This is a genomic window from Azospira inquinata, assembly GCF_018905915.1.
Taxonomy (GTDB): Bacteria; Pseudomonadota; Gammaproteobacteria; order Burkholderiales; family Rhodocyclaceae; genus Azospira; species Azospira inquinata.
The window spans coordinates 3,228,538-3,240,701 of sequence record NZ_CP064782.1 but is presented as its reverse complement, the minus strand read 5'-3'; the positions used below and the strand labels follow the sequence as shown (position 1 = coordinate 3,240,701).

The following is a 12,164-nucleotide window of genomic DNA, read 5'->3' as shown; positions in this document are numbered from 1 at the left end:
CCTCCCCGGGCCGTGGACTGAAAAGCCCGTGGTTTCTAGCTGGGGCGGGGGTAAAAACCTAGATCCAGGGAATACGCCCCTCTCCGGGCGGTTTTTGGGGGAGGGAGGTGGCCCACTGCTCCGGGGTCCCCGGCAGCGCTGGACCGCCGTCCTGCCCCCACCCCCATACTAAAGCCGACTCCGACTCCGACTCCGACTCCGACTCCGACTCCGACTCCGACTCCGACTCCGACTCCGACTCCGACTCCGACTCCGACTCCGACTCCGACTCCGACTCCGACTCCGACTCCGACTCCGACTCCGACTCCGGCCTCGCCCCCTTTTGCCGAAAGCCCTGCCCATGACCCCCTCCCTTTCCTTCTGGCGCCTGGTCTGGCGTTTGCTGCGCCGGGACTGGCGGGCCGGGGAGCTGGGTCTGCTGGCGGCTTCCCTGGTGGTGGCGGTGGCCAGCCTGTGTTCCGTGGCCTTTTTTACCGACCGGGTACAGCGGGCCCTGGAACTGGAATCCCACCAGCTGCTGGGGGCGGACCTGCTGCTCACGGCGGATCATCCCTGGGCCCCCCGTTTTGCCGCGGAGGCGGCCCGGCGGGGCTTAATCCAGGCCCGCAGCGCCACCTTCCCCAGTATGTTGATGGGCCAGGGCGACCGGCCCCAGCTGGCGGAAATCAAGGCGGTCAGTCCGGCCTATCCCCTGCGGGGGCGGCTGCGCCTGGCCCCGGCCCCCGGTGCGCCGGACCGGGAGACCCGGGCCATTCCTGCTCCCGGCCAAATCTGGCTGGAGGAACGGCTGGCCCGGGAATTTCCCCCGGGCTCCCGGGTCCAGGTGGGGCAGAGCCAGTTGGGGGTGGCCGGGGTGCTCACCCAGGAACCGGATCGGGGGGTGAGCCTCTTCAGCGTTGCTCCCCGGCTGCTGATGAATGAGGGGGATTTGCCCGCCACCGGCCTGATCCAGCCCGGCAGCCGAGTGCAGTACCGGCTCCTGCTGGCTGGGCCGCCGGGGCCCATCGCCGCCTACCGGGCCTGGGCCTTGCCCCGGCTGGGCCGGGGGGAACACCTGGAAGACGGGGGCAATGCCCGGCCGGAAATGCGCAACGCCCTGGACCGGGCCCGCCAGTTTCTCGGGCTAGCCTCCCTGCTGGCAGTGATACTGGCGGCCGCCGGGGTGGCCCTGGCCGCCCGCCGCTATCTGCAACGCCATCTGGATGCCTGCGCCGTCATGCGCTGCCTGGGGGCCACCCAGGGACGACTCCTGGGCCTCTTCCTCGGCCAGTTCCTGCTCCTGGGCCTGGGGGGCTCCCTCGCCGGGGTGGCCCTGGGGTGGGGCGCCCACTGGCTGCTCCAATGGCTGTTGGCGGGCCTCTTGGCCACGCCCCTGCCACCCCCGTCTCCGGTGCCCGCCTTCCAGGGGCTGGCGGCGGGGCTGGTGCTGCTCTTTGGCTTCGCCCTGCCCCCCCTGATCCAATTGGGCCGAGTGGATACCCTGCGGGTGCTGCGCCGGGAACTGGGGGCGCCCGCCGCCGGGGCCCTGGCTTCCTACGGCCTGGGGCTGGCAGCCCTGGCCGGGCTGGTGTTCTGGGCCGCCGGGGAACCTCGCCTGGGGGCCTACGCCAGCCTGGGCTTTCTCGGCCTGCTGGCCGTGGACGGGGCCCTGGCCTGGGGCCTGCTGTACCTCCTGGGCCGCTGGCGTCGCCACCGGGGGCCGGGGGGGCTGGGCCATTTTGGCTGGCGCTACGCCCTCATGGGTCTGGAGCGTCGGGCGGGAGCTACGGTGGCCCAGGTGGTGGCCCTGTCCCTGGGCCTGACCGCCCTGCTGTTGCTTACCGTGACCCGGGGGGATTTGCTGGCGTCCTGGCACCGGGCCCTGCCGGCGGACGCCCCCAATCGCTTTGTTATCAACATTCAGCCGGAACAGCGTCAGGCGGTGGGGGCCTTTCTTCGGGCCCGGGGCTTACCCGTAACCCTGGCCCCTATGGTGCGGGCCCGGCTGGTGGCGGTGAATGGTCGCCCGGTGACTCCAGACAGCTATCCGGAGGACCAGGCCCGGCGCCTGGTGGAGCGGGAATTCAATCTTTCCTGGCGGGACACCCTACCTGAGGGCAATCGCCAGGGGGCGGGACGCTGGTTTCGTCCCGGGGACAAGGGGGTGGCCTCCCTGGAAGAGGGGCTGGCCAAGACCCTGGGCCTAGGGGTGGGGGACCGGCTCAACTTTACCGTGGCCGGGGAGCGGCTGGCCGTGACCGTGGTGGGCCTGCGCCGCCTGTCCTGGGATTCCATGCGGGTGAATTTTTTTGTGCTGACCCCCACCGGGGTGCTGGAGGATTATCCGGCCAGCTGGATTACCAGCTTTTATCTGCCCCCTGCCCGGGCCGAGGTGGAAGGGGCCCTGGTTCAGGCCTTCCCCAATCTCACGGTTATTGATGTGGGGGCCATTCTGGCCCAGTTGCAGGACATTCTGGATCAGGTGGCGGCGGCGGTGCAGTTTGTTTTTCTCTTCACCCTGGCCGCCGGTCTGCTGGTGCTCTATGCCGCCCTGGCCGTGTCCCGGGACGAGCGGCGCTATGAGTTGGCCCTATTGCGGGCCCTGGGCGCCCGACGGCGGCAGTTGTCCTTGGCCGTGTTCGGGGAATTTGCCCTGGTGGGGGGGCTGGCTGGGCTCATCGCTGCCGGGGGCAGCCAGGCCGTGGGCTGGCTTCTGGCCCGGGAGGTGTTTCACCTGAGCTACGGGGCCTCCCTATGGGCCTTCCCTCTGGCCAGCCTGGGCGGTGCCCTGGTGGTGGCCGCCCTGGGGAGCTGGTTTGCCCGGCCCCTGTTCCAGGCGCCGCCCATGGAGGCCCTGCGGGCGGGGGAATAGGGGGTGGGACGGGGAGGGGCGACGGCGGGGCCCGGAATGGTACAATTCCGCCCCTTGAACGCCCGGACCCCGGCCTTTTCCGCCCCGGCCCTTGACTGTTTCCGAAAGCCTTTTCTCCATGAGCGCAGAACTCCAGGCAATTGCGGCCGAAGCCCAGCGGCGGCGCACCTTTGCCATTATTTCCCACCCGGATGCGGGTAAAACCACCTTGACGGAAAAGCTCCTCCTCTTCGGGGGAGCCATTCAGGCCGCCGGGACGGTGAAAGCCAAGAAGAGCGGCCGCCACGCCACGTCGGACTGGATGGAAATCGAAAAGCAGCGGGGCATTTCCGTAGCCTCTTCCGTGATGCAGTTCGAGTACGGGGACCATGTGGTGAATCTGCTGGACACCCCGGGGCACCAGGACTTTTCGGAAGATACCTACCGGGTGCTGTCCGCCGTGGACTCGGCCCTCATGGTTATTGACGGGGCCAAGGGGGTGGAACCCCAGACCATCAAGCTGTTGGAGGTCTGCCGCCTGCGCACCACCCCCATCCTCACCTTCATCAACAAGCTGGACCGGGAAGTGCGGGACCCCTTCGACCTCTTGGACGAAGTGGAATCGGTGCTGAAAATCACCTGCGCCCCTATCACCTGGCCCATCGGCATGGGCAAGACCTTCCGGGGGGTGTATCACCTGGCCAATCAGACCGTGGCCCTGTTCAAGGCCGGGGAGGGCAAGGACCCGGAAATCGTCCATGGTCTGGATCACCCGTCCCTGGCCGGGTTTAGCCAAGAAATCGCCAAGCTCAAGGAAGATCTGGAACTCCTGGCGGCGGCCAATACCTTTGATCAGGAAGCTTTCCTCGACGGTACCCTGACCCCGGTGTTTTTTGGCTCCGCCATCAATAATTTCGGCGTCCGGGAAATTCTGGACGCCCTGGTGGCGGAAGCCCCGGCCCCCATGCCCCGGCATACCTCGGAACGCATGGTGGGGGCGGATGAGAGCAAATTCTCCGGCTTCATCTTCAAGATTCAGGCCAATATGGACCCGGCCCACCGGGACCGGGTGGCTTTCCTGCGGGTCTGCTCCGGCCACTTCGAGCGGGGCATGAAACTCTGGCAGGTGCGGACCGGCAAGGAAATCCGGGCGACCCAGGTGGTGGCCTTCCTTTCTCAACGGCGGGAGACCATCGAAGACGCCTGGCCCGGGGACATCATTGGTCTCTTCAACCACGGCAGCATCCAGATCGGGGATTCTTTTACCGAAGGGGAAACCCTCCATTACACCGGGATTCCCTATTTCGCCCCGGAAATGTTCCGGGCAGCGCGTCCTAAAAATCCCTCAAAAATGAAGCAGTTCCATAAGGGACTTGAACAATTAGGTGAGGAAGGGGCGATCCAGGTCTTCAAGCCCGAATCGGGCTATGAGGTGATTCTGGGGGCCGTGGGGGTGCTCCAGTTTGAAGTGGTGGCCCACCGGCTGGCCACGGAATACGGGGTGGAAGTGTTGCTGGAGCCCAAATCCCTCTACGGGGCCCGCTGGGTGACCTGCGAGCAGCCCGAAGAACTGGCCCGTTTCGAGCGGGAAAACGGCGCCAATCTGGCCCAGGATGCGTCTGGCAGCATGGCTTACCTGGCCCCCACCCGGGTCAATCTGGAACTGACCCAGGAGCGTTTTCCCCTGATCCAGTTCCACACTACCCGGGAATTGACCGTGACCCTGGGGGCGGACGCCTGAAGCGGAATAGGCCGGGGAGGGGCGGGCTTAGTCCCGCCGGGCCGTTTCCTCTCTCCTGGGGCCTTTTCCGTGGGAGTGAGGGGCTGCCCCGGGGCGGCGTAAATACTGGTGCTCCGCCCCGGCGTATGTTGCAAAAGGCTTACCCCGCCCTCATGCCCCGTATAATGGCTTCCTGATTATCCATAACTAGGGTTTGCGACCCATGGGCTCCCGGCGCTCCTTTTTTATCACCGGTTTCACCGTTGGCCTGCTTTGGCTGGGCTTGCTGGTCTGGGTTGCCCTGGATTTATTCCACGCCCGGGAAGAAACCCTGGCCGGGTCGGCGGCCCAGCAGAGCACCCTGGCCCGGGTGCTGGAAGGCAATCTCCAGCTTTCCATTCAGACCATTGATCTCCAGCTCCGGGATTTTGTCAGCCGCTATGAGTCCCCTATTGCGGCGGGGGCACCCCGCTCCCAGGTTGAGCCGGATCTGACCCACAACCTGGGCCTTTTCCCCCAGGTGCTGAGCTTCCGGGTGGCGGATGAAAACGGCATTTACCGTTACGATGCCTCCGGCGAGCTGGCCACCGGGGTGAATATCGCCGACCGGGAATACTTTCAGCGGCTTAAAAACAATCCCCGAGCCGGGCTGGTGATGGCCGCCCCCATTTATTCCCGGGTCAGCAGCGAATGGGTGATGACCCTGGCCCGTCGCCTCAACGATTCCCGGGGGCGCTTCCAGGGCGTGGTCCTGTCCTCCATCAAGCTCTCCTATTTCGAAGGGGTGTATCAATCCCTGGGGATGGATCAGGGCGCCATTTCCATCTGGAGCCTGGACCAGCGCCTGGTGCTGCGCTGGCCTAAAGCGACCCACCTGCTGGGTCACCGTTTTCCCAATGTACCGGTGCTGCAACGGGTGGCCAGGGGGGAACAGGACGGCAGCTTTGTCCAGCAGGGCATATTGGATGGCTCCCACCGGGTTTTTGCGTTCCGTTCCGTGGCCGGCACCCCCTTCGTGGTGGTGGTCAGTCGTAACGTGGACGATGTGCTGGCCCCCTGGTACGCCCGGGTGGGGGCCTATCTGGGCCTGATGGGCTGCCTCACCCTGGCCCTGGGGGCCCTGTTCTGGGTCTGGCTGCGGGGCCTGGTGCGGGCCGAAAATCAGGCCATGCAAATGACCCAGGCCTTCCAGAAAAAGGAAAGGGAGGGCCGGGCCCTCCTGGACTCCATTCCGGATTCCGCCTGGCTGGTAGACCGGGAAGGCCGTTTTCTGGCGGTCAATGAAGCGTTCTGCCGCCGGGCCGGTAAGACCCAAGAGGCCGTGCTAGGTCTCCGGGGCAAGGACCTGTTCGGAGAATCCATGTGGCCTGCCCTGCGGGAAGGCCAGCAGGCCACCTACCGGCTCGGGGGCGTATTTCGGGAAGAGCGCCAGCTGGATCTGGGGGAAGGGAGCCGTCCCTACGAGGTGGTGCGGGTTCCGGTAAAGGATGAACGGGGCGATTTCATCGGCCTGGCCGGGGTGGCCCGGGATATTTCCAGCCGCTATGAAGCCCAGGAACGGCAGCGGCTCATCACCCACTTTTTTGACCACGGCATGGAAGCCATGCTGGTGCTGGATGGAGAAGACCGGATCAGTACCTGTAACCATGCTTTTACCCAGCTTTCCGGCTACGATAGCCGCAGCCTCACCGGCCGGATGCCGGATTGCCTGGTGGCGGACCACCAGGGCAGCGCCCTGCTGACTACCCTGGCCGATACCCTGGAGCGGGAAGAGGGCTGGCGGGGAGAAGCCTGGGTGCGGCGCCGGGAGGGGGGGGATTGCCCGGTGCGTATCAACCTCAGCCTGATTCGGGATGACGGCAATCAGGTCACCCATAAAATGCTGTTCCTCAGCGACCTTTCCGATAAACGGGCGGATACGGCCCGGATCGAGTCCCTCTCCAACCTGGACCAGCTTACCGCCCTGCCCAACCGGCTGTATTTTTCCCATTTGCTGGACAACTGGCTGTCCATGGGGCGCCGGGGCGGCCTGATTGTGCTGGACCTGGATCGGCTGGCCCGGATCAACGATGCCTACGGCCACGAAGCGGGGGATCAGCTTCTGCGCCGCCTGGGGGAACGGCTGCGCCGGGCCCTGGGGGAAACGGACGTATTGGGGCGCCTGGGAGGAGACCAGTTCGGTGTATTGACCGCCAGCCGGGAAGACGGGGCCAGCGTGGAGATGGTGGCCCAGAAGCTGCTGGAATTTCTCTCCCGCCCGGTGCATCTGGATGCGGCGGACGTGGTGGCCTCCGCCTGCGCCGGGATCTGCCTTTTCCCGGACGACGGCACCACGGCGTCCGAGCTCATGCGCAATGTGGATGCGGCCATGCACCAGGCCAAATTCCTGGGCCAGGGCAGCTACCAGTTTTTCGCCCCGGAAATGAATGTGCGCATGGCGGAGCGCCTGCATCTGGAAAACGATTTGCGCTGGGCCCTGGACCGGAACGAGCTGGTGCTCTATTACCAACCCCAGGTGGATCTGGAAACCGGCCGGGTGGTGGGGGTGGAAGCCCTGATCCGCTGGCAGCATCCGGAACTGGGACTGGTGATGCCGGACAGCTTCATCCCCCTGGCGGAGGAAACCCGGCTCATCGTCCCCATTGGCGCCTGGGCTCTGAAGGAAGCCTGTCGTCAGGCCAAGGCCTGGCTGGAGGAATCCGGAGAAAACCTGCTCATGGCGGTGAATTTGTCCGCCATCCAGTTCCAGGACAACGATGTGGTGGCCCAGGTGTCGGAGGCTCTGGTGGCCTCGGGGCTGGCTCCCCGCTGGCTGGAACTGGAAATTACGGAAAGCGTGCTGATGGGAGAACCGGAAAAAATGATTCCGGTGCTGGCCGAGCTGAAAACCCTGGGAGCCCGCCTGGCCATCGACGACTTTGGCACCGGCTATTCCAGTCTGGCCTATCTGAAACGTTTCCCCATCGACAAGATCAAAATCGACCGCTCCTTTATCCGGGACCTGGAGCGCAGCCCGGGGGACGAGGCCATTGTGCGTATGGTGGTGGCCATGGCCCGGGAACTGGATCGCCAGGTGATTGCCGAAGGGGTGGAGACGGAAGGCCAGCTGGCCTTCCTGCGCCGCCACGGCTGCCACGAATACCAGGGCTTCTATTGCAGCCGCCCCGTGCCGGGTAGCCGCATTCCCGCCCTGCGGGTAGCCATGGCGGCGCAGGCTGCCGCCCGCTGACCGCCGTTCTTGGGGGTAGGTTTCCCCGGGGGGCCGGTAGGCGGCCTAATTTGCCTTCCCGGAAAGGGCCTTGGGGAGCCGCCTCCGCCGGTGCTTTTGTCTTTCCCCGCCCGATTGTGTAGATTCGCCCCCGCCGCCCCGGGGCGGTTTTGTCGTTTCACCTATTTTTTGTCAGGAATCCATGTTGTCCCAGGAAGCCCCCAAAGCCATTTTTTCCTACCGTAAATACTGGGCCCAGCGTTTCGGTACCGCCCCTTTTCTGCCCATGAGCCGGGAGGAAATGGAGCGCCTGGGCTGGGATTCCTGTGACGTGATCCTGATTACGGGGGACGCCTACATCGACCATCCTAGCTTTGGCGTGGCCCTGGTGGGGCGGCTCCTGGAGGCCCAGGGCTTTCGGGTGGGCATCATCAGCCAGCCGGACTGGCATTCGGCCAAGGATTTTCAGCGCCTGGGCAAACCCAATCTCTTTTTCGGCATTACGGCGGGGAACATGGATTCCATGGTGAACCGCTATACCTCGGACCGGAAAATCCGCTCCGACGACGCCTATACCCCCAACGCAGAACCCAACAAGCGCCCGGACCGGGCCGTCACGGTCTATGCCCAGCGGGCCCGGGAGGCCTATCCGGGCATGCCCGTGATCCTGGGCTCCATCGAAGCTTCCCTGCGCCGCATCGCCCATTACGATTATTGGAGCGACAAGGTGCGCCGCTCCGTGCTGCCCGATTCCAAGGCGGACATGCTCATTTTCGGCAACGCGGAACGGGCCCTGGTGGAAGTGGCCCACCGTCTGGCTCGGGGCGTGCCCATCCAGGAAATCCGGGACCTGCGGGGCACCGCCTTCATGGTGCCCCGGGGCTGGATGCCCGGGGAGGACTGGTCCGTGGTGGATTCCACCAGTCTGGATCAGCCCGGCCCGGTGGCGCCGCCGGTCAATCCCTATGCTGTGTCCGATGAAGGCCCGGCCCAGGAGCCCCCCTTCCGTCGTCAAGCCGAGGGGGCCGGGGAGGGCGCCGACCTTCGTCCGCTGCACTTTGTGCCCCCCGCCGACCGGGTGGCCGCTCGTAAGGCCCTGCGGGCCAAGACCGTGGTGCGCCTGCCGTCCTATGAGCAGGTGGCGGAGGACCCGGTGCTCTATGCCCACGCCTCCCGTTGTCTTCACCTGGAATCCAATCCGGGCAATGCCCGGGCTCTGGTCCAGGCCCACGGGGAGCGGGATGTGTGGCTCAATCCGCCCCCCCTTCCTCTGTCCATGGGGGAAATGGACCATGTTTACGGCCTGCCCTATGCCCGGGCTCCCCATCCGTCCTATGGGGAAGCCCCCATTCCGGCCTGGGAGATGATCCGTTTTTCCATCAATATCATGCGGGGCTGTTTCGGAGGCTGCACTTTCTGCTCCATTACGGAGCATGAGGGGCGCATTATCCAGAGCCGTTCCGAGGAATCCATCCTCCACGAAATCGAAGAAATTCGGGACAAAACCCCGGGTTTCACCGGCACGGTTTCGGACCTGGGCGGCCCCACCGCCAACATGTATCGCCTGGCCTGCAAGGACAAGAAAATCGAGTCCTCCTGCCGACGCCTCTCCTGCGTCTATCCGGAGGTGTGCGAAAACATGAACACGGACCACTCCCACCTGATCAGCCTCTATCGCAAGGCCCGGGCCATTCCCGGGGTGAAGCGGGTGCTTATCGGCTCCGGCCTGCGCTATGACCTGGCGGTGCGCTCCCCGGAATACGTGAAGGAGCTGGTTTCCCACCATGTGGGGGGCTACCTGAAAATCGCCCCGGAACACACGGAAGCCGGGCCCCTTTCCAAAATGATGAAGCCGGGCATCGCCACCTATGACCGGTTCAAGGAAATGTTTCAGCGCTTCTCCCGGGAAGCGGGCAAGGAACAGTACCTGATCCCCTATTTCATTGCCGCCCACCCGGGGACAGAGGACGAGGACATGCTCAATCTGGCCCTATGGCTGAAGCGCAATGGCTTCCGCCTGGATCAGGTTCAGACGTTCCTGCCCACCCCCATGGCCCTGGCCACCACCATGTGGCATAGCCGACGCAATCCCTTGAAGCGGGTGGGGCGGCAGAGCGAGGTGGTGGAGACCCCCCGGGCCGGGCGCCAACGCCGTTTGCACAAGGCCTTTTTGCGTTACCACGATCCGGAGAACTGGCCCCTGCTGCGGGAGGCGCTGAAGGAAATGGGTCGGGCTGACCTGATCGGCAACGGCAAGCGCCACCTGATTCCCAACTTCCAACCGGCGGGCACCGGGGAACGCCATGGCTATCGGGGCGACACGGATATGCTGCACCGGCCCCGGCTGGCGCCTTCTCCTGCGTCAACGGGGCACAAGCCCCAGGGCGGGAGCGGAGAGCGGTACGGTAAGGCCGGAAAAGGGGGGCGCTCGACCACGGGGGGAACTGGCCACAGCGGTGCCCCAGGAGGCCGGTCCCCTGGCCGGGGGCGGGGCAATACGGGGCGGGGGCGCTAGCAGGGAAGGTTGGGGCCTGAAAAGGCCCGGGGAGGTGCGGAAAGAAAAGGGTAGGGGAGGGCCCCAAGCCCGGCCCCTAAAGCCCTTTCCTGCCTAGGCGTAGGGCCAGCGCATGTCCCCGGCCACCACCTGGATTTCCCCATCCACCTTGAAGCTACAGGACAGGGTGACGCACAGGGTGGCGCTGGAAATGGACAGGTAGGGGCGGGTGACCTGAACCTTGCTGAAATTGCCGATGGCGCGGCGGAAATAGGGGCGCCGGGACCAGCGGGCGCCCCGTGTGTCGCTTAAGGGGGCGAAACGGATGTCCCGCCGGGCCGCCGCATTCTGACCCCAGAGGTTGGTGCCCTGCTGGCGCCCCTGGCTGTCCAGCAGGTAGCAGAATTCGCTGTTTTCCAGGGACAGGAAGGAGTGGCAGGATTCTTCCAGGCTGCGCCCGGCGGACAGCAACACGGAGGCGTAGCCCAGGGCGTTGATGTAGGGAGCGATGTGCTGGTGGTAGGTTTCCTGTTCCTTCTGCCAGCGGTGGTCAAAGGCCTCCCAGACTGCGTTAAGCTGGGCAGAGGCGGTACTTTCATCCACTAGGCGGGGGGCCGGGTGACCAAAGTGGAAACCCTGGACGAAGTCCACGTCCGATTCCAGGGCGATATAGGCTTCGTCGCTGGTTTCCACCCCTTCCATCAGCACCATGGCCCCGGCTTCGTGGAGCAGGGAAACGATCTGGGGCAGGGTGCGGCGGATCTTGATGTCCTGGCCGGCCTGCAGAATGAGAGAACGGTCCAGTTTGACGATTTCCGGGCGGATGCTCCACACCCGGTCGAAATTGGAGTGACCGGCGCCGAAGTCGTCCAGGGCGATGAGGCAGCCCAGCTCCCGGAAAAAATCCACGGCCTGGCCGAACTCTGCGTTTTCCCGAACCGCCTGTTCCAGCACTTCGATCACCAGACGGTGGGGGGAAATGTTCAGGGCGTGGAAAATATCCAGGAGAAAGCCCGTGTCATGGACCTGGGGCGACTGGAGGAAAACCTGGGGGTGCATATTCAGGAATAGCCAGTTGTTGCCGCTATCCTGACGGGTGTAATTGGCCATATGCACGATCCGGGAAAGCCGGTCCAGATAGTGCAGGTCGTTGAAATTGCTGGCGGCTGCCGCCAAAAGATCCAGCGGAGAAACCGGCGCTCCGCTATCATTCCGGCCGCGCATCAAGCCTTCGTAACCCACAATGCGCCGGTGGGAAAGGCTGACGATGGGCTGAAAGTGGCTGGTAACCGTGAATTCCCGGAAACGTCCCGCCCGTACTTCCGCTTCCCCCGGCGTAGCGGCGAGGGAGGCGAGAATTTCCTCCAGGCTTTGGCCGGGAAAAGGCGTCTGGGCGAGGTCTGAGGCCAAGTGGGCTCCGCGGGTCGGTGAAAAAAAGCGCTCCATTGTAATGCAGAATGAACGAGGCTATGGAAGAACAAACCCCTTATGACATGATCGGTGGCGAGGCCCCTTTGCGGGCCTTGGTGGACCGGTTTTATGACCTCATGCTCCTGGAGCCGGAATTCGCCCTGCTCCGCTCCCTTCATCCGGAAGATTTGTCAGAAGCCCGCAACCGGCTATTCTGGTTTCTTTCCGGTTGGCTGGGCGGCCCCCAGCTCTATATGGAGCGCTTTGGCCATCCCCGGCTGCGGGCCCGCCATTTGCCCTTCTCCATCGGGGAGGCGGAACGGGATCAGTGGGTCAAATGCATGGTCCGGGCCATGGAAGAGATGGACGTGAGTGAAGGCCTGCGCCTGCGTCTGGGGGTGAATTTCTTCAAGACGGCGGACTTCATGCGCAATCGGGATAACAAGATCGTCATCGGTCCGTCGGACAATCCCTGAGTCCCCGGTCCTGGGGCGAAAGTTCC

Annotated in this window: 6 protein-coding genes; 5 read left to right on the top strand and 1 reads right to left on the bottom strand. The window is 64.8% G+C overall.

The annotated features are described in order from the left end of the window. Nucleotides 1–340: 340 nt before the first annotated feature. From Azoinq_RS14560 to Azoinq_RS14545, 4 genes are all read left to right on the top strand, one after another. On the top strand, nt 341–2,851 hold the full coding sequence (locus tag Azoinq_RS14560) for an ABC transporter permease (RefSeq protein ID WP_216128156.1): 2,511 nt from the start codon (nt 341–343) through the stop codon (nt 2,849–2,851). A 118-nt stretch (nt 2,852–2,969) separates the two neighbouring features. Next, on the top strand, nt 2,970–4,571 hold the full coding sequence (locus Azoinq_RS14555; RefSeq protein ID WP_216128158.1) for a peptide chain release factor 3: 1,602 nt from the start codon (nt 2,970–2,972) through the stop codon (nt 4,569–4,571). Nucleotides 4,572–4,773: 202 nt separating this feature from the next. Then, a complete protein-coding gene (locus tag Azoinq_RS14550; protein ID WP_216128160.1) occupies nt 4,774–7,779 on the top strand; it encodes a bifunctional diguanylate cyclase/phosphodiesterase in 3,006 nt (1,001 codons plus the stop codon). A 265-nt stretch (nt 7,780–8,044) separates the two neighbouring features. Beyond that, a complete protein-coding gene (locus tag Azoinq_RS14545; protein WP_232368634.1) occupies nt 8,045–10,273 on the top strand; it encodes a YgiQ family radical SAM protein in 2,229 nt (742 codons plus the stop codon). 93 nt (nt 10,274–10,366) lie between these two features. Here Azoinq_RS14545 and Azoinq_RS14540 read toward each other — a convergent pair whose 3' ends face one another. Further along, the gene (locus Azoinq_RS14540; protein ID WP_216128162.1) at nt 10,367–11,662 is read right to left on the bottom strand and encodes an EAL domain-containing protein; all 1,296 of its coding nucleotides are present in this window, start codon (nt 11,660–11,662) and stop codon (nt 10,367–10,369) included. A gap of 59 nt (nt 11,663–11,721) precedes the next feature. On the opposite strand from Azoinq_RS14540, the gene Azoinq_RS14535 reads away from it, so the two are divergent. Further along, entirely contained in the window at nt 11,722–12,138 is a 417-nt protein-coding gene (locus tag Azoinq_RS14535; protein ID WP_216128164.1) for a group II truncated hemoglobin, read from the top strand. Nucleotides 12,139–12,164: the final 26 nt, after the last annotated feature.